The organism is Blautia sp. HA8986, from assembly GCF_056504635.1.
In genome coordinates, this window is record NZ_JBWLUQ010000001.1 from 807,004 (window position 1) to 833,803 (window position 26,800).

Below are 26,800 nucleotides of genomic sequence, written 5' to 3' on the forward strand. Positions count from 1 at the left end.
TCCTGTTATGAAGTATGAAAAAATCCCCTGCCTGAGACCAGACAGGGAACTGTTTCTTATACCCAGTCTACAAAAAACGTATGATCTTTGTAGACTTCATATTTAACTTTACTAAAATTCAACGGCTGTTTTTTGAAAGCACTGTTCATCATAAAATACATATATTTGAAATCTTTCTGTTTAAATCCTTTTAATGTTCTGGCTTTCCCGTTTTTAACATAATTATTAAAAATAGTCATAGCCTCTCTGGCAGCCTGATATGCAAGAGTACGATTCTCGAAATTGCCATTCAGTCGTTTCAAAAGAGCACCGTCACGGACTACGGAATACTGAGCTGTTGTGCTGCTTCCAATATTTTCGTAGATCACACCACGTATCGTTGATGGAAATTCTTTATCTGTCTTGATCGTACGGTTCAGAACGCAGAGTGCTACCGCTTCCATTCCGATCTTTCCCTGATCCCCCGCCTCGGACTCACAGAGTGCAGCAAGAAGTTCCTCATCTGTTGTCTTGCCATTGGCAATTCCCGGATGACTCTTATACTCTTTGACCATGGTATAATATCTGGAATTTTTAGTATCGTAAACCTTTACATTTCCATTGCTCAGATTCTTATCCGGATGGGAAGAACTTCCACTATTATTGTCATTTATCTTAACTGAGGCCACTCCGGTTGAAGAAATCGTATAAGTAACTCCGCTAACTGTTACCGTTGTGCTGACGGCCATGGAACCATCTGATTTGAAATAATATTTTTTTCCGCTGATGGTCTTTAAACCGGTAACCATATAACCTGTGTTTTTCTCAAAATAATACTTCTTTTTACTGATAGTCTTCCAACCTGTAGCCATATAGCCAGTATCTGGTTCAAAATAATAATTAATATTCTTGCTGGTATTCTTCAGCCATTTCGTTGCCATTATTCCGGAACCTTTATAAAAATAGCGCCGATGACCTTTGCTGTCTTTCATCCAGCCAGTAACCATAACACCTTCACCGCTCGTAAAATAATATCTATAACCTTTACTGTCCTTCATCCAGCCTCTGGTCAGCTTACCAGTAGCCGGATCAAAGTAGCGTTTATGTTTTTTTGAATCAGTCAGCCATCCTGTTACCATTACGCCTTTTTTACTGGTAAAATAATATGTTTTTTTACCGTTCACATTGAGCCATCCCTTGACCTGGACACCTGTTTTTTTATTGAAATAATATTTATATTTTCCGAGAGTAAGCCAGCCTTTCTGTTTGCTTCCATTACTTTTTATGTAGTAGGTCTTTCCGTTAATGGTTTTAAATCCGGCAGTTGCTGCCTGTACTTCTGTAGCCGAATGCGAAAGGAAAGTACATCCCATCAGAAGCAGCGCGGCCATCATCAGGCCTTTGAACCAGTTCTTTTTTCTGAAACTCTTCATAATTTTCCCCATTCTTTCTGAACCGACGAGAGTATATCGGATCTGTTTCTAAAAATTACAAAATTGTTACATTAGGTTTATTATATCGTAATGAATAAACACTGTCAACTTTTTTGTAACCTGGGACAGACTCCCCTCATATGATGAAGTGTAATCAAATTTTTCGGAGGACTTATCAATGAGTGACTTAGCGGCTACAAACTGTAATGACTGTGGATGCGGCTGTGATTCCGGATGTGGCAATAACTGTGGATGCAACAATGGCTGTGGATGCAACAATGGATGGGGAACTTCCCTGTTTGGCAGTGGAAACAGCTGCTCCTGCATTCTCTGGATCATCTGCCTGCTTTGCTGCTGCGGAAATAATAATAGCTGCGGATGCAATAACAACAGCTGTAATGATAGCTGCTGGATCATTATCCTTCTTCTGCTGTGTTGCGGAAATAACGGATGTGGATGCTGCTGATTTCTTTTCTCCCAAAAGGGGCAGAGGTTATTTCCTCTGCCCTTTCTGGTCTTGTTTTTTGGCCTCTTCCTGCTCCTTTTTCTTATCTTCCAGACATTTCAGATCTATCTCATAAAAAGCATTTCCATCGATCACAAGCTTCTGCTTTTTTTCAGTTCCCATATCTGTTTCCCTTATTAAAAATTTCTTCTATATATATTATGGCAGTTTTCGTGTTTCTGTCATATTTCTGTTTCAGAAATCATAGATTTCAGGAAAAAGGACTTTTTTATGGAACAGGATTTCATTGCCAGAACTGCCCTGGACGAAATGGTGGAAAGTGACCGAAATCAGATGCTGAAAGCTATGATCCCCTATCTTCCGCCATCAGGTCAGCGGTTTCTGTCCATGTATGCCAAAACCCAGGAGCTTATTAATACTATGACTTTGTTTCAGAATCGCAGTTATTATCCGGATATGCAGGCAGCCAGTGTCTCCGTAAACGATCCTATGGAAATGCTGCAGGATATACGAAAGTACTGCGGAAGCCAAAACCGCAGACAGATTGATCAGATCACCAATCTTATGGCAACCATACAGATGATGAAGATCATGAATGAAAATCCACCAGGAGGTGATAATCCATGAGTGACGACTGGAAAAAAGACCCCCGCCTTTCCCAGATGGATCCACAAAAACTCTCCATGCTTCAGAATCTGGCGGATCAGGGATTGGGGAAAAATCCTTCAGAACTGCTACCTTTTATTATGGAAGCTGCTTCCAGGGGAAAAAATGCCGGATTGAATTTCAGCTCCCATGAAATTTCCACGATCATAGAAGTGATCAAAATGGGAAAGAATCCGGCAGATGCAGCCAGGCTCGACCGAATCGTAAATCTGATGAAAATGATACAACATTAGTTCTTCTGACCCGGAACAGAACTTTAACTGTTCCGGGAATTATCTGCCTTTTACTTTTTCTTTCTTTTGTACCTGGTACAGTCTGTAAAAATCGGCCAAATCTATAGATAATACTACATAATTCATAGAACATATCCACCATTTTTGTGATATTTTTTTATCATTTTCCCTTTCTTATTGTATTAGTATATGGTATACTTGTCCCTGAAATGAATGATATGCAAAATAGGACTTTATGCGTCAAGTGTTTGGCGAATGGGGAGTTGTCGCCAGAACGAAAAGTACGTCTTACGGTATGAAGTTCGCACCCGTTGCAGCAATATAAGAGAGTATCTCATATTGTGTAGGGCTTTTTTCGACATACGTTCTATTACAATTGGAGATATCTTTTTTTATGCCCAAAAATAAAAAAGACAGTCTCCGAAAGCTGTGATTTTTTTAACAAAATGGAGGTTGTTATTTATGGTAGACAAAGCGAAAGTTGAAGAGGCGATCAAGCTTCTTCTTGAAGGAATCGGCGAAGATGTTGACAGAGAGGGTCTTCAGGGAACACCTGAGCGTATTGCCCGTATGTGTGAAGAAATTTACGGCGGACTTGACAACGAGGCAGACGAATATCTTCAGAAGCAGTTCCATGTAGAAAATAATGAGATGGTTTTGGAAAAAGATATCACTTTTTATTCCATGTGCGAGCATCATCTGATGCCATTTTATGGAAAAGCCCATATTGCCTATATTCCAAACGGCAAAGTTACCGGTTTAAGCAAACTGGCCCGTACAGTAGATGTTTACGCAAGAAGGCCTCAGATCCAGGAGCGTCTTACTGTTCAGATTGCAGATGCATTGGAGAGAGTTCTTGATCCAAAAGGAATTATGGTTATGCTGGAAGCAGAACACACCTGCATGACTATGCGTGGAATCAAAAAACCGGGAAGCAAAACCGTCACAACTGTTACAAGAGGCGAATTTAAAGAAAATATGGAACTTCAGAAACAGTTCCTTGCAATGGTAAAAGACTGATGGACAGGGTGAACCAGATCTGGAACCATCCTCTCTATCAGAAAGAGCTCGGGAAACTTCAGATCCTGGAGAAGCACCGAAAGTTCTGCAGACATACACCGGAACATTTTCTGGATGTTGCCAGACTTGCTTACATAGAGGCTCTTGAACAAGCTTATCCTGTCTCAAAGGAAATGATTTACTGCACTGCTCTTCTGCATGATATCGGACGTGCCAGACAGTACGAAGATGGTACGCCGCATGATGAGGCCGGAGCTCTGATCGCAGAACAGATCCTTAACGAACTTGGATTTTACAGGGACGAGATCATGGCTATCGTTTCTGCCATCCGCGGACACCGTGCCCAGAGTGACCAGTCCATACTTGGAAAACTGATCTACACTGCAGACAAGAAATCCAGAAACTGTTTCTCCTGCAAAGCAGAACCGGAATGCTACTGGTCTCCGCAGAAAAAAAATATGACGATCCAATATTAGGAGGTTTTTCCATGAAAATCGGAAATCGTGAATTTGATGTAAAAAATAAAACATATATTATGGGTATTTTGAATGTCACACCGGACTCTTTCTCAGACGGTGGAAAATGGAACGACATGGACAATGCCCTGAGACATACCGAAAGCATGATTGCTGACGGCGCTGATATCCTGGATATCGGCGGTGAATCTACCCGTCCTGGTCACACGCCGGTTGGTGCACAGGAAGAAATCGAGCGCATTCTGCCTGTTATTGAAGCTGTAAAAAAACGTTTTGACATTCCTATCTCTGTAGATACATACAAAGGCAGTGTTGCTGAGGAATCCCTGAAAAACGGCGCTGATCTGATCAACGATATCTGGGGACTGAAATATGATCCTGAGATGGCTCCTGTTATTGCAAAATACAATGCTCCATGCTGTCTGATGCATAATAAAGCTAATACAGAATACAATAATTTCATTGTAGACATGCTTGCTGAGACACAGGAATGCGTCAATATCGCCAAACGTGCCGGCATTGCAGATGATAAGATCATTCTCGATCCTGGCGTTGGATTCGGAAAAAACTATGAGATGAATCTTATGACTATGGATAACCTTGAGCTCTTCCAGAAGCTTGGATATCCTGTTCTTCTCGGTACTTCCAGAAAATCCATGATCGGACTTACCCTTGATCTTCCGGTTGACCAGCGTGTTGAGGGAACTCTTGCGACAACAGTAATCGGCATCATGAAAGGTTGTGCTTTTGTCCGTGTTCATGATATCAAAGAAAATAAACGTGTGATCCAAATGACTGAAGCTATTCTTGGGCGCTAGGAGGAACTGATGGATAAAATCGAAATCAGAGATCTTGAGATTTTTGCAAACCATGGTGTATTTCCGGAAGAAACTGCTCTTGGACAGAAATTTGTAGTTTCTGCAATTATGTATACAGAAACACGCCCGGCAGGGCTTACCGACGATCTCTCTGCTTCTATTAATTATGGAGAAGTCAGTCATATGATCACGGATTTTCTTCAGAAGAACACTTATAAACTGCTGGAAGCTGCTGTGGAAAATCTGGCTGAGATGTTACTGCTCTCTCTTCCGCTTCTTAAAAAGATCACTCTTCGCATAGAGAAACCGTGGGCTCCTGTAAGCCTTCCGCTGAAAACAGTTGCTGTGGAGATCACCCGTGGATGGCATACTGCTTTTATTGCATTTGGTTCTAATATGGGTGACAAGAAAAAGTATCTGGATAATGCGATCCAGGGGCTTCGTGATATGAAGGAAATTGTTGTTGAGAAAGTTTCCGGGTATCTTGTAACGGAACCTTATGGTGGTGTGGAACAGGATGAATTCCTCAACGGTGTTTTGAGAGTCCGTACACTTCTTTCTCCGGAAGATCTTCTTGACAGACTGCATATCCTCGAACAGGCTGCTGACCGAAAGAGGATCGTTCACTGGGGGCCGCGGACACTGGATCTTGATATTTTGTTATATGATAACGAGATCATTGATACAGAAGAATTGCATGTTCCGCATATTGATATGGAAAACCGTGATTTTGTACTGAAGCCTATGGTGGAGATCGCACCGTATTTTCGGCATCCGGTGCTGAACCAGACTATGAGTCAGCTTTTAAAAAAGCTTGATGAGAAAAATTGATAAATTAAATGAACATAAAGCCCGATACAGATGCAAATCAGGACATCTGTATCGGGCTTTTATTGTTTGGTGTTGCTGTTTTGAATGTATTAAATTTGGTAAAAAGGCAGAGGCTTTTATTTCTGGTTTACCTTGTCAAATTCATCAGTGATCTCTTTGGATGGGGCTTTGGTAAGCAGACTTACTATGATGTTTGCAGCAATGGCTACTATAAAAGCCGGAAGAAGTTCATAGATTCCCCAGGCGCCCCCCAGTTTGCTGATTCCGTACTTCCAGATGAATACCATGGAGCCACCGCAGATCATTCCTGCCAGGGCTCCCTGCCAGTTAGAACGTCTCCAGAATAGTGCCAGAAGTACCACGGGTCCAAATACAGCTCCGAAGCCTGCCCAGGCAAAGGATACGATGGTGAACACAGAACTGTTCGGATCGCGGGCAATAAACATGGCAACTACTGCAATCAGAAGAAGAGTGATCTTATCGGCTACCATGCTTTCTTTTTTGGTTTCTTTATCCTTCAGGATGCTTCCGAGAAGATCGGAAGAAACTGCTGAGGATGCCGCTAGGAGCTGAGAATCTGCAGTTGACATGGTGGACGCAAGGATTCCTGCAAGGATAAGTCCTGCAAGAATTGCTGCAATTACGCCATGTTTACTGAGAAGATCTGCAATCCGAACGATAATTGTCTCAGATGCTGAGCCTTCCAGAAGGTCAAACTCTCCTGCTGCTGTCATTCCAAGTCCCACCACACCGATCAGTACTGCTACTGCCAGTGAGATCACTACCCATGTAGTTGCCACTCTTCTGGAAAGTGTAAGCTTCTCTTCATCTTCAATCGCCATGAAACGAAGAAGAATATGCGGCATTCCGAAATATCCAAGTCCCCATGCAAGCATGGAAATAATATTAAGCAGTGGATATGCCTGTTCTGTTCCGGTTGTCGGATCATATGTAGTAAACATAGTCAGATATCCAGGCAGGGATCTTGCATGGTCTGCAACTGCATCAATACCCCCTGCTGTACTGATCCCAAATACAAATACGATCACAAGTGCGATGGACATGATGATACTCTGGATAAAATCTGTGGTAGAAGCTGCCAGGAATCCTCCCAGTGTGGTATATCCAACGATGACCAGTGCACTGATGATCATGGCCGGCAGATATTTTACACCGAAGAGACTTGCAAAAAGCTTACCACAGGCTGCGAATCCTGAGGCCGTGTACGGGATAAAAAAGATAACGATAAAAATCGCTCCGATAGACTGCAGGATCTTTTTTTCATCTCTGTAGCGGTTACTGAAAAAGGATGGTAATGTGATGGAATTTCCTGCTACATGTGTGTAGCGGCGAATTTTTTTTGCTACAATCCTCCAGTTTACGTAAGTTCCGATTGCAAGACCAATGGCTGTCCAGCCAGCATCTGCAATACCGGTAAGATAAGCAAGTCCTGGCAGACCCATCAGAAGCCAGCTGCTCATGTCAGAAGCCTCTGCACTCATGGCTGTTACAAGCGGGCCAAGTTTTCTTCCTCCAAGATAAAAATCAGAGCTGTCATTATTGTTCCTGGAACACAGATAACCTACAAAGAGCATTGCACCCAGGTAGACGATAATGGCCGCCATTATACAAATATGTGCTGTTGTCATTGTTTCTCTCCCTTCCTTTCCGTTATGGAAAGGCGTATTAACTCACCATTTGAGAGTTTTATCTCCTTTTTCCATACCGGATATTTACATATTTATAGATTTTATTATATTAACTTAAGAAAGTAAAGAGTATTTTTGGATTTTTTCACATATTTTTTGTATAAAATTGTATTAATAACAAGAAAAAGGGCTGAACCCCATGTAACGGTACAGCTCTTTTTCAATATATGTGTTTAGTTTTCTTCGATACGCTTCTGTACATCTTCCACTGTATACGCCTCTGTCAGAGCTTTCAGATCATCAGGTGTGGTATCTGTATTGTAAGCCTTGATTACTTTCATCAGATCTGCACAGCTGTATGCATTTTCGTAAATGTCCTGTGTATATCCGTAAAGCTCATTGAAAGAATCTTTATCCGAAGCACTCCAGAACCCCTGATACAGACGCACTGTATTAGAATCTGCATCATCGGTATTTGCTTCCGGATAACCGGCCATTGCATTGTACAGAATTGCAAAGGCAGGACCACCCATGGATGCATATTTACCTGCAATGTAATCAATTTTAGGATTTCCAAAGGAATCCTCTGTGTTGATCTCATCATAGTTTTCCTGGGAGAAGCAGTCAACTGCTCCGATCTTGATATTGGATCCCTGCTCCTCTTCTTTTGCTGTAATGATCTTCATGATCTCATCTACATTGAAGGTACAAAGAACTGCATCATAATTTGCGTCTACAAAAGCATGTTTCAGATTATTGATTCCCTTCGGGACTGCCATATAGCCAGGACAGATGGTAATGCTGATATCATCCTTTCCTGTATCTACAACAGTTGTTTCCTCAGATACTGCAAGTTTCTCTACATCTTCGGAATAGGTCAGGCCTTCTTTCTCAGCAAGACCTTCCAGAACACCGATGGTCCTCTGAAGATGCATATAATTTCCAGCGGAAGAACCACCTGTCAGTACAATATAATTGCTTGTATCTGAATCTGCAAAATAATCAGACATATTATAGCCGGCTTCATAGTCTGCCTTTGCATCCGGTCCTACGCTTCCAAGAAAATACTGGCTGCTTTTTATCTTGTCATAATCTTCATCACTGATGTTTCCGGAACCAAGAACATAATACATTTCTTCCTCATCGCAGGTTTCTACGATCTTCTGGATATCCTGTCCATAAAAAGAAATGATCCCGCTCACACCCTGCTGCTTCATTGAGCGGATGAAATCGCACTCATCCTCTGCAGAACTGATATTTCCTGAAAAATAAAACTTAACCGGAAATCCCTGTTGGATGTATTCTCTGTAATAGTTCATGAACATGTTCATTTCTGGGCTGTCCTGATTATATACTACAACACCTATTGTATATTGGATATCTTCATCTTCGCCAGCAGCAGAAACTTTTTTTCCGCCAACTGCAAAAACAGCAAGCAGCAACAGCAGAAAGCCCAATATTTTAAAGTTTTTAAATATCATACTGTTTTTTGCCTTTCTTTATTTCTCAGTTACATAATGGCAGGCAACTTCATGTCCTGCTTCCACTTCTGTAAGTACAGGCCGTGTTGTTTTACATTTTTCCATACAATGTTCGCAACGGTTCTGAAATGGGCAGCCATGAGGAACATCCAGAGGGCTTGGCGCCTCACTCTCAATGCTCTCGATTTTTTTGTCCTGATCCATATGAATGGAAAACTGTGCTCTCAGAAGTGCCTGTGTGTAAGGATGAAGAGATTTTTCTGCAACATCTTCTCCTGGAATTACCTCTACAATATTACCAAGATACATAACCGCGATCTGATGGGCAAAAGAACGGATCAGTGCCAGATCATGACAGATAAACAGCATGCTGATATTCTTCTCTTTCTGAAGACGTACGAGAAGGCGGATGACTGATTCCTGCACGGAAACATCAAGTGCTGAGGTAGCTTCATCACATACCAGGATCTCAGGTTCAAGAGAAAGTGCACGCGCAATGCTGATACGCTGTCTCTGACCACCACTCATGTTATGAGGATATCGATCCACGAAATCTCCGGGAAGCTCTACCATCTCCAGAAGTTCTCTGGCTTTGGATTCTTTTTCGCTTCTTTTCAGTTTTCCGTAATTGATCAGTGGCTCTGTGAGAATATCCACGATCTTCATTTTCGGGTCAAAGGACGCCAGCGGATCCTGGAAGACCATCTGCATATTCTGACGGTTCAGCCATGTTTCTTTTTTGGAGAGATTGGAGAGATTTTTTCCATGGTAGAGGATTTCTCCGTTCGTCGGTTTGTCAAGAGAAATGACCATACGGACAAAGGTTGATTTACCGCAGCCGCTCTCTCCTACAATTCCCAGAGTCTTTCCTTTATAAACATTTAAATTGACATCATTGCAGGCTGTTAAAGTTCTGCCGCCGGAAGCCGGGAACTGTTTTACGATATGTTTCGCACTGAGTACGATATCTGATTCATTAAACATAACGCTGTCCCTCCATTTCCGGCACTGCAGCCAGCAGTTTCTTTGTATAATCACTTGTCGGGTTATTCATGACTTCATCACGGGTTCCCTGATCCACAACTTTTCCGTTCTGCATCACAACCAGCTGATCTGCCATATAAGCTGCAACACCGATATTGTGGGTAACAATAATGATACCTGTACCGAAATCATCACGGAGCTCCATCATCTGACGCACGATCTGCGCCTGTGTAGTAACATCCAGTGCACTGGTAGGCTCATCTGCCAAAAGAAGTTCCGGGTTAAAAGTCATTGCCATAGCAATACCAACTCGCTGGCGCATACCGCCGGAAAGCTGATGAGGATAGCTTTTCATAATATTTTCCGCGTCAGGAAGACGCATTTTCTGAAGCATGGAGCATCCTTTTTTCCATGCCTCTGCTTTGGATACATCAGTATGTGTGCAAATATACTCCACGTACTGACTTCCGATCTTACGGATCGGGTTCAGGGTTCCGCCACAGTCCTGAAAGATCATGGAAATTCGGGTGCCTCTTAATTTTCTCCATTCATCCTTTGTATTGGAAAGCAGGGATTTTCCGTTGAATTGGATATCACCGGCACTTACCCGGCCGCCCCCGGCAAGTGCGCCGAGAACTGCACGGATAACTGTCGTTTTTCCACTTCCACTCTCTCCTACCACACTGATGATCTCACCTTTCTTCATGGAAAGGTTGAAATGCTCTATAGTAGATGCCTGCTTTCCGTACTGAACGGAAAGATCCTTGATTTCAAGCATAAGTAAACGCTCCTTTACTCGGCAAGAGTGATATCCTTTGTCAGCCAGTAGTAATCCATCGGATACATCTTAACTCCTGTTACCTTCTTGTTGGAGAAAAGATAGGTTGTCTCGTAACCAAAGAATACAGTTGCAGCATCATCCATAATATCCTGCTGAATATCAATGATGAGATCTTTTCTCTTGTCCTCATCAAATGTCTGAGCAAGCTCATCAAGAAGCTTATCAACATCCGGGTTATTATATCCTGCTGTATTGTTTGCAGAGGAGCTGTACCAGTTCTCTCTTAAGTAGTTCTCAGGATCTCCTGTGTTTGCCACCAGCACGTTCCAGATCAGAAGATCATACTGACCGGAATCTCTCATGTCAAGAAGTGTCTCATAACTTACAGTATTCAGATTTACATTGATACCGATCTCTTTCAGGCTGGCCTGTGCTGCCTGTGCGTATACACCAAGCTCGGCACGGCTTGTGTAGATAACAAAATCAAGAACAAGCGGATCTCCGTCAGGAGTCTCTACAAATCCATCACCATCAACATCTTTATATCCGGCTTCATCAAGAATCTTTTTTGCGCCATCCGGATCATAAGCATTCTCATCCTTCAGATCATCGAATCCAAAGTCAAGTGTCGGAGGAACCGGTGCTTTACCAGCTGTTGCTCCACCCTCAAGAAGAGTATTGCAGTATGTTTCCTTGTCAAGACCACGAAGAAGCGCCTGGCGAAGAGCCTTATCGCTGAGTGCATGATCCTCGTTCTGGTTCATGAATGCATAGGTGGAACGAAGAGACTGAAGCTCCTGGATATCATAGTTATCATTTCCCTCAAACTCAACCAGGTTCTCAGTTTTCAGGTTATAAGCGATATCGATCTCACCTGTCTGAAGAGCCATGGAACGTGTTGTCTGGTCATCAACACATTTCAGTGTAACTTTATCAAGAGGAACTTCTCCATCCCAGTAGTTCTCATTCTTTACTACGACACAGGAGTCTGTCGGGCTGAAGGACTCTACTGCGTAAGGTCCTGTACAGATCGGTCCTTCCATTGCGAATGTGGAATCATCTACGTTAGTATCTACAATAAGGAAAAGTGGGTCTGCAAGGCATCCTGCCATGTTTGCGTTAGCTCTGTTCAGATGGAAGATCAGGTTCTGTCCGTCAACCTCAATGCTGTCAAGATCAAAAAACTCCGGAACACGGTCACTTTTTTCAACAGTACGCTCGATGGAAGCTTTTACCATCTCCGGTGTCATGTCATCTCCGTTGGAAAATTTTACGCCTTCACGGATCTTAAATGTCCATGTTTTACCATCTTCGCTGTTATCCCACTCTTCTGCAAGACATGGAACGATCTCACCGTTCTCATCGAATTTTGTAAGGCACTCACCGATCGCGTAACGGGATACTACCCAGCTGAAATACTGCTCTGTCGGCTCAAGTGCATCTGCAAAGCTTGTTACTCCGATGGTGATCTCTTTGTCACTGTTTTTGTCGCCTTTGGCCTGAGCAACAGTTGTCATGGAAAAAGTCATCATACACGCAAGTGTAGCAGCCAGCACTTTTTTTACTACGTTATTTCTCATTTCATCCTCCTAAAGATAAATAATACTTATTAATTGGTGTTGGTTTGTTACAGAAACTGTTTTAATATTTTTTAATCCTGACGCGGATCAAGTACATCACGGATGCTGTCTCCAAGCATATTGAAAACAACAACGCAGATCACAATAGCAATACCAGGATAGATCATAAGCCATGGCGCTTTTGCCATGTAGGTCCTTCCTTCGTTAAGCATAAGTCCCCATTCCGGTGTCGGCGCAGTCGCACCAAATCCCAGGAAAGAAAGAGACGCCAGCTCAAGCATCATGGTTCCGATATCTGCTGCCGCAGTTACCACCATCTGTGTTACCATGTTTGGAAGAACATGCACAAGAAGAATTTTCCATGTTTTTGTTCCGTTTACCACTGCTGCCTCTATATAAAGACTCTTCTTGACTTTTAAAACCATACTTCTTGCAAGACGGGCATATTTCGTCCAGCTCACAGCCGCGATGGAGATAACGGCATTAACAAGGTTTGGTCCCAGCATACCGGCAATTGCAATAGCCAGTACAAGACCCGGGAAGGAGATCATCATATCTGCAATACGCATGATAACCGCATCAACGATACCGCCAAAATATCCGGCGATAACTCCTAAAAATGTACCGATCACAAAGATCACAGCAACCAGACATAATGTCATGATCAGAGAAGTTCTTGTTCCGAAGATAACACGAGAAAGAAGATCTCGTCCAAGCTTATCCGTTCCAAACGGATGAGCAGAGCTTGGCTCCTGCAGTGATTCGGTCATAACTGCATCCAGTGGATCATATGGTGAAAGCTGCGGTGCAAAGATCGCGACACCGATCACCAAAAGACCCAGAATAAAGAAAAGAGTGAATTGTTTATTTTCTTTGAATGTTCGTAATACCTTTTTCAATTATCTATCCTCCTTAAGTCTTGGATCAAGATAAGTATAGGACAGATCCACAAGCAGGTTGATGCACATATAAAGGATAGCGATCCAGAGTACATAGCCCTGTACAAGAGGATAGTCACGACAGGAAATTGCCTTTACTGCCATATTTCCCATTCCCGGCCAGTTGTAAATGATCTCTACAACTGCGGTACCTCCAAGGAGGCTTCCCAGAGAAAGACCCAGCAGTGTCACCAGCGGAAGCATTACATTAGGAAGAACATGCTTCCAGAGGATCGCACTTTCTTTAATTCCTCGCATTCTTGCACCGGTTACATAATCCTGATGAAGCTCCTCCAGTACTGCACTTCTTACCTGTCTGGTATATTTCGCTGACATGGCAAGTGCAAGGGTCAGAGCCGGAAGAACCATGGCTTTAAAATCAGTACTTCCTCCTGCCACATTGATCCAGCGAAGCTGAACTCCAAAGATACTGAGAAGTATAAGTCCCAGCCAGAAGCTTGGAACAGATACTCCCACGAAAGTAATGCCCCTCACAAAATAATCCGGAAATCGGTTCTGATATACAGCTGCCAGGATTCCCAAAGGTATGGAAATAATGACCATCATCAGAAGTGCCAGTAGCGACATTTTAAGTGTAGGCCAGAAACAGGATACCAGTTTGTCTGTTACCGGCATTTTGAAAGAATAGGACTGTCCCATATCTCCTGTAACAACACCCTTCAGCCAGGAACCGTACTGTACAAGAAATGGCTGGTCAAGACCAAGCTCATGTCTTGTCTGTTCCAGAAGCTCCGGTGTAGGAAGATTACCACACTCTGTCAGCATGATCTCCGCAGGATCACCGGGTGACAGGTAGGTCAGTCCAAATGTGAAAAAGCTGATTCCAAATAATACAATTATAATCTGGAGAAATCTTTTTCCAACTTGTTTCTTTGTCACGTTTTACTCCTTTCCTCCTTTGATGCGATTTTAATTCAGTCATTTTTAACTGACTTATCGTAAAATAGTCAGATTATATAACAACAGGGATTCTATTAGGCAGAAATACATAAGATTTTTAGAAAAATGCACAAAAAAATGCCCGCGACGAAATACCGGGCACAAAAAAGCATGTTTCCTATCTTCCGTAAGAATCATTCCTGGACAATTGCAAGCAGGTCTCCTGACTTAGGCTCCTCACCCTCAGACGCCTTCCCGGTCTCTCCCAGTGGCATTATATCTGAGGATTCCCCATTACAGTGACGGGATCGTACCGGAATTCCACCGGTTTCCCTATTAATCCATGCTGGAACTTGCAATGACTGATATAAAAATCAGCAAAAACTATTAAATTACGAAACTATAAATGAGCAAATTTGAAAAAATGCACAAAATTATCCTGCTAATTTCATAAATGCTTCAAAATCATCACTTGCTTTTGCACATAGGAATAGATACTGATACTTTTCCTGATGAACGGCACTACAGATTCGATGATATCCATCTTGAAAAGACCGATATCCGCCAGTTCCTGTGACACAAATATAATGTGTCAGTGACATCAACAGCCAGTACCTCTGTATTCCCTTTGAGGAGCGTATCTGGTATGTATCCAGGGCCAGATGGTTTTTGCATTGCCTGAAAAATATCTCAATCGGCCATCGACAAACATAACAGGAAAGGATCTCCTGTGTAGATAAGGATACATTTGTGCTAATGAAAGCACGTAGTGCTTTAGGATTACCAAATGCTTTTTCAGGATAGCTTAAAAGAACAACTGCATTTTCTATGCCGCTGAGGTTTCCCTCATACCGGTACACATAATAGTTGCGTTTTTTGACTGTGACGAGGTCAAATCCTTTATGTGTTGTGGATCGTTCAGCAGCCAGTTCACTGAGTTTCTTTTTCATTCCTGATGGATACAGCAGACGGTTTGTTTTCAAAGCACCAATGGTATGGAACCCTTTCTGTACAAAAGTATTGATTATTTTTTCAGAAACATACCAGCAGTCACAAAGGAAATAAGACATTACTGGTGGAACAGGCAGTTCCTTTGCAATATTTTGTACAATATCAATCTTGGAAATTGATTTATTGTACATTACAAAAGCATAGTTCAGGACAATGCCGTTACAGGAAAGCATAACAGCTACTGCCTGATGTCCGTAGTCCTGTTTCCCCTTTAAATGGGATTGGTGAAAGTACGCATCTTCAATCGGATGCAGAGCCTGTGACGAAGGCTTTGTCTTTGAAGCTATCGTATCGTCTACAATGCAGAAAACAGGCTTTCCGGTGCGTGCTGCTTCTGAATAAATAATCTCTATAACAGAACGTTTTAACGTATCTGAAAGTAGAGAATCATCCCATTTCCCTGAATTAAGGAAATGTGCAATCGTAGTTCTGTGACAGGAACTGTTTTTAGCAAAATCCGTGGTTTTTCCATGATATCCTGAAATGAAAATGCTGATCAGGATACTTATAAGGTGGTTTATCACCCGGTTCGAATAAAATTTGCATAAATTTAATTTCTTAAGCTGGTTGTATATGAATGCGGAATGATGTATAGTATTTGCGAGAGACACCTTCTTTCGTAAATGTTGCAAATGTTTGTTTAGGCACTTTCATTATACAACACACGGAATCGAGGTGTCTTTCTTTTATGCAAAATCACGAACTTGCTCATTTATAGTTAAGTATTTATTTATCCTCATGATGCTTATGATGTTCATGCCGTTTATGATGTTTTTCCTCTGATTTATGATGATGGTGTCCATGCTTATGTTTCTCATTTCCGCACACTTCACATCCTACTTCAATCTTACCCTGTGTATCCTCATCCCAGGTACCATAAGAAACCATCGGCGTATCCTTCATAATGCACAGACTGATGGTCTGATAAAGAATAATACCACCCATTTTGGCTCTGTATACAAACAGTTTACGTCCAAAATAATCGCAGATTCTTCCCAGTACTTCGCCTTCTTTAAAGGTCTCACCGGGCTGTTTCGCCGGATACCAGCAGCCTGATACCGGGGCATCTTCATAGATCACAGGACTTACTTCTATCGGTGGTTTGCCATGAATATGGGACTTCCCGCGAAGGATTCTCAGATGTCTGAGGATATTCTTCACATCATGAACATCCTCCGCTACCAGATCTTCGCACCAGCGGGAACTGTGTCCACGTTCCAGCAGGATACTCGGGATTCCCATGCTTCCGGCATAGTTATAAGCTCCGCCTGTTCCACACATGGAAGTTACCAGATAGTCCACATGTGCGATTTCCGCCATCTCCCGGCTTTTTGCAGCTACTTCCGGAGTTGCTGCACCTGTACAGTATACATAAGATACCAGTCCCTCAAATCCATCACCGCAGTGCAGATCCACATAGTAATCTGCCTTCGGGAAAAATTCTGTCACAACAGTATAAGCGATCCTGTCACTAAGTGTACCATTCGGATTTCCAGGGAAAACTCTGTTCAGGTTTTTTCCATCCTCATAAGTAAGACTCATGGTACGGTGTTCGAATCCAGTTCGGTTCATCAGACGGATCACTATGATATTTCCTGCGATCTTCTTCGGATCCAGCTCATCTGCAAGCTGCATAGCTGCCTGAATTCCTACATATTCTGCATTATGTACCCCACCGGAGATCAGAACAGTCTCCCCCTCTTTTTCTCCACAGATCAGTGTTACCGGAATTCCGAATTCTGCCCCGATGATGTGCACAAATCCTGATACTTTCTCACCCGGTTTTGCTTCCAGGTCTGCTACTCGTAATGTTCGCATCAAATCTTCTCCTTCCACTCATTCCATCTCTGCCAGATCTTATCATCCACTGGCAGGCTCTTATTTCATTCTGTAAATTCCACTTTCAATAGTTAGTTCTATAAAACTTTTATATTTTCAAACAGGGAGCCAATACTTGAAATATCAACTCCCTGCTTTTTACTTTTACCATACGTTCACATCGGATTAATTTTCTTCTATATGCTCTCTTCCCTGATTGATAATCGTCCGCACATGATCATCTGCCAGAGAATAAAAAATGGACTTTCCCTCTCGTCGGTTCTTCACCAGTTTGTTTTGCTTCAGGATTCTAAGCTGATGGGAAATTGCAGACTGTGTCATATTCAGTGCTTTCGCAAGGTCGCATACACATACCTCTGTTTCGAAAAGCACAAACAGAATACGGATTCTTGTAGAATCTCCGAAAATCTTAAACAAATCTGCCAAATCCTCAAGTTCCGTCTCTTCTGGCATTGTTTTATTTATAATTTCCATTGAATCTTCATGAATTTCATAATAGTCACAAGCCTCGTCTTTATGTTTTTCCACGCTTTCACCATTTTCCTTCCTGTCTGCAACTGTCTGTTATTCTATAAATTTTTGTAACTGTTCAGTACCTTCACAGTTACAGGTTTTTTACAAATAAAGTACGGATTGCGTTTAATACCGCAATGATCATAACACCTACATCTGCAAAAATAGCCATCCACATATTGGCAATTCCCAGCGCACCAAGTATCAGACACAAAATCTTAATGCCAATTGCAAAATAAATATTCTCATATACAATATGAATACACTTTCTTGCAATCTTAATCGCTTTGGAAATTTTCAGCGGATCATCATCCATCAGTACGATATCTGCTGCTTCAATCGCTGCATCAGAACCCAGTGCACCCATAGCAATACCAATATCTGCTCTGGACAGTACCGGCGCATCATTGATACCGTCACCCACAAATGCAAGCTTCTCTTTTTCGGATTTCTGATGAAGTAATTCTTCTACTTTACTTACTTTATCAGCCGGAAGAAGTTCACTGTAAACTTCCTCAATTCCCAGTTCTTTTGCTACCTGATCTGCAACACGTTTAGAATCTCCGGTAAGCATAACTGTTTTCTTGATACCAGCTTTCTTCAATTCAGCAATTGCTTCTTTTGCATAAGGTTTCAGAATATCAGAAATAAGAATATGACCTTCATATCTTCCATCTACAGCCATATGAATTACTGTACCAACATGATGACATTCCTGATAGGAAATTCCAAGGCGTTTCATTAATTTTGCATTTCCTGCTGCTACAGATATACCATCCACTTTTGCAGTCACACCGTTACCACTGATTTCCTCAATATCAGTGACTCTGTTTCTGTCAATTGGTTTTCCATATGCTTTCTGAAGACTCTTACTGATCGGGTGGGAAGAAGAACATTCTGCAAGAGCTGCATATTCCAGCAGTTTTTCATCTGAAATCTCATTATGATGAACTCCGCTTACTTCAAAAACACCCTGTGTCATTGTACCGGTTTTATCAAATACCACATAGCTGGTCTGTGCAAGTGTTTCCAGATAGTTGGAACCTTTAACCAGAACGCCCTGATTACTTGCTCCACCGATTCCTGCAAAGAAGCTTAAAGGAATACTGATCACCAGTGCGCATGGACAGCTGATTACCAGGAAAGTAAGTGCTCGGTAAATCCAATCACCCCACATAGTCGGTTTTCCCATGATCAAAAGTACGATCGGGGGAATAAAAGCAAGTGCAAGTGCTCCGTAGCATACAACCGGAGTATAATATTTGGCAAACTTTGAAATAAAATTCTCTGATTTTGATTTTCTGGAACTGGAATTCTCCACAAGTTCCAGAATCTTGGATACGGTAGATTCTCCGAATTCTCTGATCGTACGGATTTTCAGAACACCTGTCATATTGATACATCCGCTGATTACTTCATCCCCGGCTTTTGCATCTCTTGGAAGGCTTTCTCCGGTCAGAGCGCTGGTATTTAAAGTAGAAACACCATCAATGATCACACCATCAATCGGAACTTTTTCTCCTGGCTGTACAACAATTACAGTACCAATTTCAACTTCATCCGGGTCTACCTGTTCAAGTTTTCCATCTACTTCAATATTGGCATAATCCGGACGGATATCCATCAGTTCACTGATGTTACGTCTGCTCTTTCCTACTGCATAACTCTGGAAAAGTTCTCCAATCTGGTAGAACAGCATAACCGCAACACCTTCAGAATAATCTCCGAGCAGAATTGCTCCCACAGTAGCTACTGCCATCAGGAAATTCTCATCGAATACCTGTTTATTTCTGATACCTTTAAATGCCTTCTGAAGAATATCATAGCCAATTACCAGATATGGAATCATAAACAGTCCAAATCTGACATATCCATCTATCGGTAATTTAGAAAAAAGCACGATCAATACCGCCGCTACGATGATTCTGATCAGCATCTTCTTTTGCTTCTTATTCATCTTAATACCTCACTTCTTATAAAACAGGACCGCCGCCAGAACATATATCAGTGGATAACCATAACCGTCTGACATATCTCTGTGCTGCAGTCCCTCTCTGCTAATTTACGACAATTCCCGTAAATATATCATCAACAGGAATCGCTCCTGAATTAAAGATAGATTTCGCAGTCGTCTTCTACCTTCTTGCAGTTTGCCAGAACGTCTTTCATAACTGCTTTCGGATCCTGTCCTTCTTCAAATTCAACGATCATTTTCAGCATCATGAAGTTTACTGTTGCATCCTTAACACCAGCTGTATTCTTAGCAGCTTCCTCCATTTTGTTTGCACAGTTTGCGCAGTCTACGTCGATTTTGTAAGTCTTTTTCATTGTATTTTTTCCTTTCCGGCTCATGAATAGATTTTCACATCATCATATGAGCACTTGTTCATTTGTTAATTTTATTATAACAGCTTTTTATTCTCTGTCAATAACTTATTGTTAAAAAAATTGCAAATATCAAATTCTTATATCATAGGAACATTACGGAATCATTTCCTATGATATAAAAACAGAGGATACCGTCTGATTCTTCTTCCTGCTGCACCCTCTGTCTCATCTATCATTTGCGAAATGATTATAATCTTTTTATTTACTTTTCTTATGGTAGAATTTTTCGACCTTTGCCAGATATAAAATAGTAAAAGTGACACCTGACACTATCCATGATCCAATATAAATCCATACAATACATTCCATTGTTTCAAATGATGGTAAAACAACCAGAATGCAGACTACTCGAAACAGGCAGATTGTAAGTAATGTAGTAACCATTGACACCAATGTTTCTCCAAGGCCGCTGCATGCTCCTGAAAGAGCTGCTGCAACAGCATAGAATACAAAGAACGGTGCCATCATCTGCATATATCTTATAACCAGCGGTATCAATGTCGGAACGTCTTTCTGATCGATAAACAACGGTCCGATCAGTCCGGAACCGAAATAAAGGACAATACTGATAATTCCTACCGCGATCACAGATAAGCCCGTACCGATCAGGGCTCCCTTCTTTACTCTTTTCGCCTTACCGGCGCCCAGATTTTGCGCGGTATATGTAGTCAGTACAGGTCCCATGGAATCCGCTATCAGCCAGATCAGTAAATCCAGTTTATCACAGATTCCCCATGCTGCAATACTGTCAGTTCCCATTGTGTTAATACTTGCCTGAACAATAGAATTGGCAATTGGAAACAGCATGGACTGAAGAGCTAACGGGAAACCTTTGTTTATCATCATTCCCATATGCTCTTTGCAGATTCTCATAGTTCTGATTCCTATCTTTTCTTCCAGGAAATCAGATTTCACAAGAAAATATGCGGTAAGTACAACACTTACAATCTGAGAAAGTACAGTAGCTGCTGCCGCTCCTCCAACACCAGTATGCAGAAGTCCTACCAGTATGAGATCTGCAACAATATTGACCACACTGCATACGACCAGTACATATAATGGCTTTTTAGAATCTCCAAACGCACGCAAGACTCCTGCCATCATGTTATAAAGGATCATTGCCCATATTCCGCCAAAATAAATTCGGCAGTAGATCAGTGATCCTGCACGGACTTCTTCCGGAACAGACATGATATCAAGCAGCCATGGAGAAAAAATTACACCGGCTACAGCACAGACAATTCCCAGAATACCGGCGAGTAAAAGAGCTGTCCGCACTGCACAATGCAGTCCTTCTTTATCTTTTGCTCCAAAATATCTGGAGATCATAATCGTTGCACCTGTTGCAAGTCCGTTCATAAAGTTAAGCGGAAACTTAAAAAGTGTATGCACAGAGTCAATTGCTGCAAGTCCGATTTTTCCGGTAAACTGACCAACAATAACCGCATCAACCGTTGTGTACAACTGCTGAATCAAACTTCCCGCAATCAGTGGAAGTACAAAAAGTAATAATGCTTTTCCTATATTTCCAGAAATCAGACTATCTTTTTTCATTATCTGCCACCTTTTTTGAACAAATGGCAGGCAACACTGTGACCGTCTTCTACTTCTATAAGATGTGGATTCTCCTTTTTACAGATATCCATGCAATGTTCACATCTTCCCTGGAACGGGCATCCCTGTGGAAGATCCAACGGGCTCGGAGCTTCACTTTCAATACTCTCAATTGGTTTGGAAAAGTCCATATTAATATCAAATACTGCACCCATCAGTGCTCTTGTATATGGATGCATCGCTTTCATATCGAGGTCTTTTCCAGGAAGAACCTCTACGAGGTTTCCAAGATACATAACAGCCACCTGATGTGCCACCAGCTGAACCAGTGCAATATCATGACAGATAAAACCAAATGTAATATTCTTTTCTCTCTGAAGCTTTGTAATCAGTTCAATTACGGTTTTCTGAACAGAAACATCGAGAGCTGAAGTTGCTTCATCCAGAACAACGATCTCCGGTTCCAGTGCCAGTGCTCTCGCGATCGCAACACGCTGACGCTGTCCACCACTCATATTGTGAGGATAACGATCTGCAAAATCTCCTGGTAATTCTACCATTTCAAGAAGTTTTCTGCAGACAGCATCCTTCTCCGATTTCTTAATCTTTTTGAAATTCATCAAAGGCTCACACACAATATCACGAATGTTCATTTTCGGATTAAAAGATAAGGTCGGGTCCTGAAATACCATCTGAATGTTCTGACGGTTATTTCTCAGTTCTTCTCCCTTTAATTTCGTGATATCTGTACCGCGGTACAGAATCTCACCCTCTGAAGGTGTATCAAGAGAAACCAGAAATCTCATAAATGTACTCTTACCACATCCGGATTCTCCTACCAGACCCAGTGTTTCACCTTTATACATTTTCAGATTAATATCATTGTTCGCCAGCAGAGTACGTCCATGTGATGCCGCAAATCTTCTGGTTACATGTTTCGCTTCCAGTATTACTTCTCTTTTTTCAGACATATCGTTCACCTCCCCGGGATGGAACTGCCTCCAGAAGTTTTCTGGTATATTCATTCTTTGATTCTTTCAGAATATACTCTCTTGTTCCCTGGTCTTCCATTTTTCCGTTCTTCATTACAACAATATAATCTGACATGTAGGCAGCTACACCCAGATTATGGGTTACTACAATAATGCCTGTATGATAATCATCTCTGAGCTTCATCATCTGACGCACGATCTGTGCCTGCGTTGTTACATCCAGTGCAGAAGTCGGTTCATCTGCAAGAAGAAGCTTCGGCTGATAAGTCATTCCCATCGCAATACCAACTCGCTGTCTCATACCACCGGATAACTGGAAAGGATAAGATTCCATAATATTATCCGGAGACGGAAGTCTCATTCGCTCCAGCATTGCGATTCCCTTACTCCATGCCTCTTTTTTGGAAATTTTCTCATGAGTAAGAATATATTCTGTGAATACTTTTCCGACTTTACGTGTCGGATTCATCATTGCACCACTGTCCTGAAAAATCATGGAAATATCAGAACCACGAAGTTTTCTCCACTGTTCCGGTGTATAGGATAAGAGGTCTTCTCCTTCAAATGTAATACTTCCTTCTGTGACCTTACCGCCACCTGCAAGAAGTCCCAGAACAGCACGGATAACAGTGGTTTTTCCACTTCCGGATTCTCCTACCAGAGAAACGATCTGTCCCTCTTTCATATCCAGATTAAAATTCTGAACAGTTGGAACATTTTTGTAGGAGATTGTCACATTATCTAATTTCAGCATGTTTATTCCTCCTACTCATTTCTTGGATCGAGGATATCACGGATGGAATCCCCAAGCATATTAAATACAACAACTACTACAAAAATAGCAAGACCCGGGAAGATCATCAGCCACGGAGCGGACTGCATACACGCTCTTCCTTCATTCAGCATATAACCCCATTCCGGTGCCGGCGGCTTCGCGCCAAATCCCAGGAAGGACATTGCTGCCAGTTCCAGCATCATGGAACCTATATCTGTCGCAGCAGTAATGATCAGTGTAGGAAGTGCATTTGGAAGCATATATCGAAACAGCATATACGGTGTTTTGGAACCGGTAACGATCGCTGCTGATACATAATCCCTGTCACGGATCTTCATAACCAGGCTTCGTGCCAGACGCGCATATTTGGTCCAGCTTACTACTACAATAGCGATGATCGCATTTTTGATACTTGCGCCCATAATACCTGCAACAGCAAGAGCAAGTACCAGTCCTGGGAAAGCAAGCATCATATCTGCAATTCGCATAATAACAGCATCAATGACACCTCCGAAATATCCTGCAAGGACTCCGGTAACAGTTCCCACCAGAAAGATCAGGGCAACAACACCAAAGGTTGCTGACAGAGATGCACGTGCTCCATAAATAACTCTTGAAAAAATATCCCTGCCCATTTTGTCGGTTCCAAAAATATGTTCCTTGCATGGCGGAAGCAGTGCATCTACCAGAGAACCTTTTAACGGGTCAACCCCTCTGGTTACCACCGGTGCAAATACTGCTGTCAGAATAATACAGACTGCAAGAATAGAAAACACGACAAAAGTTTTATTTGCTAAAAATCTGTTTTTCTTTTTCATGATTCTACTCCTTTAAACGCATACGTGGATCAATATAAACATAAGATGCATCAACGATCAGGTTAATGACCATATAAATCAGGGCAAGCCATAATACATATCCCTGGATCAGATTGTAATCACTGGATGTGATTGCTGAAACTGCAAGGTTTCCAAGACCCGGATAAGAGAAGATTACTTCTACAACACTGGTTCCTCCAAGAAGTGATCCTATGGAAAGACCAAACATTGTGATCAGCGGAAGCAATGAATTTGGAAATACATTGCCCCAGATAATCTTTGATTTCTTTACTCCTCTTGCCTGTGCACCGATCACATAATCCTGACTCAGTTCATCCAGCACCGCTGTTCTTACCTGTCTGGTATATTTGGAAGACATTGCAATCGCAAGTGTCAAAGCCGGAAGAAACAGACTCTTAAAGTCTCCCGCAGAACTGATAACCGGAAATGCATTGATATAAACACAGAATGCCAGCATTAACAGAAGTCCAACCCAGAAGTTAGGCATCGCACATCCGAGGAATGTAATTCCCCGGACGAGATAATCGATCCATTTATCTTTATATATGGCAGACAACATACCTAAAGGTACAGAAATAACCAGCATAAGGATCATGGCCATTAATGTAAGTTTCAAAGTCGGCCATAATCTGGCTGCAAGAAGTTCTGTAACTGGTTTATTTAAGCTGTATGATTTGCCAAAGTCACCTTTCAGACAGTTCTTAAGCCATCTGGTATACTGCACCAGAAACGGATCATTCAGACCAAGTTCCTCGCGTGTCTCCTGAACCATTTCTTCAGTAGGCATTACACCGGTTGCCGTGTACATGTTTCGTACAGGGTCACCTGGTGACATAAAGGTCAGTGCAAATGTAATAAAGCTGATACCGATCAATACGATCACAATCTGTAATAAACGCTTGATTATTTGCTTTTTACTCAAAAAAGACACCTCTTTTTATTTCTGTTTGTAACTATTCAGTAACTTCACAATTCGCAGACTTTTCTTATTCTGCAGGAGTAATTTCTGTTGACAGCCAGTAGTAATCTGCTGTATGGATATGTGCAGAACCAACTTTCTTACTGTAGATCATAGATGAGTTGTAGTATCCATCAATCAGAACCGCTGCATCATCTACCAGGATCTGCTGCATCTGGAAGATCAGATCTTTTCTCTTTTCCGGATCCATTTCACCTTTTAATTCTTCATATAACTTATCATAGTCCGGGTTGGAGTATGCGCAGTAGCTGGTATCAGTTGCCCAGTTAGCCATATATGCCAGAGGATCTCCGGTACCAACAGTGATCCAGTTATTGTTATTAAAGTCATAATCCAGTGCTGCAAGTTTACTCCACTGATCATCTGAGCTTCCGTATTCAGGAACAACACCGATGCCGATTTCTGCAAGATACTGTGCGTGAGCATCTGCAAAGTCATTCAGAAGACGGTTTTCATAAGAAATATATCTGAGGTTGATATTCTGACCATCCAGTTCACGGATTCCATCTCCGTCTGTATCAACGATTCCTGCATCATCCAGAATCTGTTTTGCTTTTTCCGGATCATAGGTATATGGATTTTCCAGTTTGTCATAGTCATAGTTCAGAGTAGAAGGCAGTACGGAGAATCCTGGTGTATAAAGTCCACCGATTGTTCTGGAATTACAGATTGTATCATTATCAATTGCCATCAGGATTGCCTGACGAAGTGTTTTGTTTCCAAGAACACCGTCAAAGTTCATCCATGCAAATCCACAACGTACACCTGATGCGATATCAACAGTATAGTCATCGTTATCCTGGAAGTCCTGAATATCTGCTACATTTGTGATATTCTCAACCAAGTCTACCTGACCACTCTGGAGAGCCATTGTTTTTGCGGAGTTATCTCCCATGAACAGCAGATTGATCTTATCGTATGGAACATCTTCACGATAATACTCATTTGCAGCTAATGTATAACCAACACCTACACCATTGAATTCTTCAATCTTGTATGGACCTGTTCCAATAATTCCATTATCGTAGTTTTCAATATGTTCTACATCTGTGATTCCCATAGTTGGGTGGCAGAGCTGTCCTACAAGGTTTGCATATGGTTTGCTTGTTTTGATGTTAATAGTATTTGCATCATCATCTACAGTAACTTCTGCTTCAAATTCCAGATATTTCTCCGGTTTGGCAGATCCGGAAGGTCCTACCTCTTTCATGTGATCAAAATACTCTTTTACCTTTGTCGGAGTTAAATCACATCCGTCAGAGAATTTAATTCCGTCTTTCAGCTTGATCGTCCATTCTGTATGCTCGTCATTTACTTCATAACTCTCAGCAAGCCACGGGATAACTTCCATATTGTCATCGAATTTAAATAATGCTTCAGCAATACCATATCTCATAGCATTCCATCCACTGTTTTCATCATTTGCACTGTTTACACATCCATCTGTGTACATCTGACATCCGAAGTTTAAAACCTTCTCATCACCCTTCGCCTGTACAGTAACTCCCATTAATAATGCAACTGTTGTTGCCGCTGCTAACACAAGTAATTCTCTTTTTGTTTTTTTCATCCTTTACTTCCTTTCTTTTTTTGTTTCTTCGTTGTTTTTCTTCCTTCTCATACTGTCCATTCCTGTGATTTTGAACGAAAAAAAAGACAGATGCTCCCACATCCG

Annotated in this window: 27 protein-coding genes and 2 riboswitches; of the genes, 6 read left to right on the top strand and 21 right to left on the bottom strand. The window is 41.8% G+C overall.

The window, feature by feature from the left end:
* Positions 1–56: 56 nt before the first annotated feature.
* From AC04Q4_RS03670 to AC04Q4_RS03680, 3 genes are all read right to left on the bottom strand, one after another.
* Positions 57–1,412, bottom strand: a complete 1,356-nt coding sequence (locus AC04Q4_RS03670; RefSeq protein ID WP_173738903.1) for a cell wall hydrolase — start codon at positions 1,410–1,412, stop codon at positions 57–59.
* A 187-nt stretch (positions 1,413–1,599) separates the two neighbouring features.
* Positions 1,600–1,893, bottom strand: a complete 294-nt coding sequence (locus tag AC04Q4_RS03675) for a hypothetical protein (protein WP_187307680.1) — start codon at positions 1,891–1,893, stop codon at positions 1,600–1,602.
* A 12-nt stretch (positions 1,894–1,905) separates the two neighbouring features.
* Positions 1,906–2,040 (bottom strand): hypothetical protein, encoded by a 135-nt coding sequence (locus tag AC04Q4_RS03680; RefSeq protein ID WP_264292029.1) that lies wholly within the window; start codon positions 2,038–2,040, stop codon positions 1,906–1,908.
* Between the two features lie 108 nt (positions 2,041–2,148).
* Between AC04Q4_RS03680 and AC04Q4_RS03685 the strand changes: the two genes are divergently transcribed.
* The 6 genes from AC04Q4_RS03685 (at position 2,149) to folK (ending at position 5,922) form a co-directional block, all read left to right on the top strand.
* On the top strand, positions 2,149–2,505 hold the full coding sequence (locus AC04Q4_RS03685; protein ID WP_476388528.1) for a hypothetical protein: 357 nt from the start codon (positions 2,149–2,151) through the stop codon (positions 2,503–2,505).
* Positions 2,502–2,777 (top strand): hypothetical protein, encoded by a 276-nt coding sequence (locus tag AC04Q4_RS03690; RefSeq protein ID WP_119240017.1) that lies wholly within the window; start codon positions 2,502–2,504, stop codon positions 2,775–2,777. Before AC04Q4_RS03685 ends, AC04Q4_RS03690 begins: the two co-directional genes overlap by 4 nt.
* Positions 2,778–2,996: 219 nt before the next feature.
* Positions 2,997–3,093, top strand: a riboswitch (THF riboswitch).
* 146 nt (positions 3,094–3,239) lie between these two features.
* Complete coding sequence (folE, locus tag AC04Q4_RS03695) at positions 3,240–3,797, top strand: GTP cyclohydrolase I FolE (protein ID WP_119240016.1); 558 nt, start codon at positions 3,240–3,242, stop codon at positions 3,795–3,797.
* Positions 3,797–4,273 carry an HD domain-containing protein gene (locus tag AC04Q4_RS03700; RefSeq protein ID WP_195455320.1) on the top strand — a complete coding sequence of 159 codons (477 nt, stop codon included), beginning with the start codon at positions 3,797–3,799 and terminating at the stop codon, positions 4,271–4,273. The genes folE and AC04Q4_RS03700 overlap by 1 nt, the downstream gene beginning before the upstream one ends.
* Positions 4,274–4,284: 11 nt before the next feature.
* Positions 4,285–5,091: a dihydropteroate synthase gene (gene folP, locus AC04Q4_RS03705; protein ID WP_173738899.1), complete on the top strand. Its 807-nt coding sequence runs from the start codon at positions 4,285–4,287 to the stop codon at positions 5,089–5,091.
* A gap of 9 nt (positions 5,092–5,100) precedes the next feature.
* Entirely contained in the window at positions 5,101–5,922 is an 822-nt protein-coding gene (gene folK / locus AC04Q4_RS03710; protein WP_195455319.1) for a 2-amino-4-hydroxy-6-hydroxymethyldihydropteridine diphosphokinase, read from the top strand.
* A 116-nt stretch (positions 5,923–6,038) separates the two neighbouring features.
* Here folK and putP read toward each other — a convergent pair whose 3' ends face one another.
* The 18 genes from putP to AC04Q4_RS03800 form a co-directional block, all read right to left on the bottom strand.
* Positions 6,039–7,571, bottom strand: coding sequence for a sodium/proline symporter PutP (putP, locus tag AC04Q4_RS03715; RefSeq protein ID WP_195455318.1), 1,533 nt, complete (start codon positions 7,569–7,571; stop codon positions 6,039–6,041).
* 233 nt (positions 7,572–7,804) lie between these two features.
* Positions 7,805–9,052, bottom strand: a complete 1,248-nt coding sequence (locus tag AC04Q4_RS03720; RefSeq protein WP_476388529.1) for a type 1 periplasmic-binding domain-containing protein — start codon at positions 9,050–9,052, stop codon at positions 7,805–7,807.
* Between the two features lie 18 nt (positions 9,053–9,070).
* A complete protein-coding gene (locus AC04Q4_RS03725; protein WP_476388530.1) occupies positions 9,071–10,036 on the bottom strand; it encodes an oligopeptide/dipeptide ABC transporter ATP-binding protein in 966 nt (321 codons plus the stop codon).
* A complete protein-coding gene (locus tag AC04Q4_RS03730; RefSeq protein WP_173738894.1) occupies positions 10,029–10,814 on the bottom strand; it encodes an ABC transporter ATP-binding protein in 786 nt (261 codons plus the stop codon). Before AC04Q4_RS03730 ends, AC04Q4_RS03725 begins: the two co-directional genes overlap by 8 nt.
* A gap of 14 nt (positions 10,815–10,828) precedes the next feature.
* The gene (locus AC04Q4_RS03735) at positions 10,829–12,397 is read right to left on the bottom strand and encodes an ABC transporter substrate-binding protein (protein ID WP_476388531.1); all 1,569 of its coding nucleotides are present in this window, start codon (positions 12,395–12,397) and stop codon (positions 10,829–10,831) included.
* Positions 12,398–12,468: 71 nt separating this feature from the next.
* Positions 12,469–13,296 (bottom strand): nickel transporter permease, encoded by an 828-nt coding sequence (nikC, locus tag AC04Q4_RS03740; protein ID WP_173738892.1) that lies wholly within the window; start codon positions 13,294–13,296, stop codon positions 12,469–12,471.
* Positions 13,297–14,235, bottom strand: a complete 939-nt coding sequence (gene nikB / locus AC04Q4_RS03745) for a nickel ABC transporter permease (RefSeq protein ID WP_173738891.1) — start codon at positions 14,233–14,235, stop codon at positions 13,297–13,299.
* Between the two features lie 196 nt (positions 14,236–14,431).
* A riboswitch (cobalamin riboswitch) is annotated at positions 14,432–14,607 on the bottom strand.
* 62 nt (positions 14,608–14,669) lie between these two features.
* Positions 14,670–15,770: a transposase gene (locus AC04Q4_RS03750; RefSeq protein ID WP_243097413.1), complete on the bottom strand. Its 1,101-nt coding sequence runs from the start codon at positions 15,768–15,770 to the stop codon at positions 14,670–14,672.
* 202 nt (positions 15,771–15,972) lie between these two features.
* Positions 15,973–17,064, bottom strand: coding sequence for a M14 family metallopeptidase (locus tag AC04Q4_RS03755; RefSeq protein ID WP_180214683.1), 1,092 nt, complete (start codon positions 17,062–17,064; stop codon positions 15,973–15,975).
* Between the two features lie 186 nt (positions 17,065–17,250).
* A complete protein-coding gene (locus AC04Q4_RS03760; protein WP_081017038.1) occupies positions 17,251–17,559 on the bottom strand; it encodes an ArsR/SmtB family transcription factor in 309 nt (102 codons plus the stop codon).
* Between the two features lie 130 nt (positions 17,560–17,689).
* On the bottom strand, positions 17,690–19,555 hold the full coding sequence (locus AC04Q4_RS03765) for a heavy metal translocating P-type ATPase (RefSeq protein ID WP_476388532.1): 1,866 nt from the start codon (positions 19,553–19,555) through the stop codon (positions 17,690–17,692).
* A 152-nt stretch (positions 19,556–19,707) separates the two neighbouring features.
* Positions 19,708–19,926, bottom strand: a complete 219-nt coding sequence (locus AC04Q4_RS03770) for a cation transporter (RefSeq protein ID WP_055053315.1) — start codon at positions 19,924–19,926, stop codon at positions 19,708–19,710.
* A 258-nt stretch (positions 19,927–20,184) separates the two neighbouring features.
* Complete coding sequence (locus AC04Q4_RS03775; RefSeq protein WP_055053314.1) at positions 20,185–21,540, bottom strand: MATE family efflux transporter; 1,356 nt, start codon at positions 21,538–21,540, stop codon at positions 20,185–20,187.
* A complete protein-coding gene (locus AC04Q4_RS03780) occupies positions 21,540–22,511 on the bottom strand; it encodes an ABC transporter ATP-binding protein (protein ID WP_055053313.1) in 972 nt (323 codons plus the stop codon). The genes AC04Q4_RS03775 and AC04Q4_RS03780 overlap by 1 nt, the downstream gene beginning before the upstream one ends.
* Positions 22,504–23,286: an ABC transporter ATP-binding protein gene (locus AC04Q4_RS03785; RefSeq protein WP_055053312.1), complete on the bottom strand. Its 783-nt coding sequence runs from the start codon at positions 23,284–23,286 to the stop codon at positions 22,504–22,506. The genes AC04Q4_RS03780 and AC04Q4_RS03785 overlap by 8 nt, the downstream gene beginning before the upstream one ends.
* Before the next feature lie 11 nt (positions 23,287–23,297).
* Entirely contained in the window at positions 23,298–24,125 is an 828-nt protein-coding gene (gene nikC / locus AC04Q4_RS03790) for a nickel transporter permease (protein ID WP_008707164.1), read from the bottom strand.
* Positions 24,126–24,129: 4 nt separating this feature from the next.
* A complete protein-coding gene (gene nikB / locus AC04Q4_RS03795) occupies positions 24,130–25,077 on the bottom strand; it encodes a nickel ABC transporter permease (RefSeq protein WP_306452298.1) in 948 nt (315 codons plus the stop codon).
* Positions 25,078–25,132: 55 nt separating this feature from the next.
* Positions 25,133–26,695: an ABC transporter substrate-binding protein gene (locus tag AC04Q4_RS03800; RefSeq protein ID WP_173739163.1), complete on the bottom strand. Its 1,563-nt coding sequence runs from the start codon at positions 26,693–26,695 to the stop codon at positions 25,133–25,135.
* Positions 26,696–26,800 lie beyond the last annotated feature (105 nt).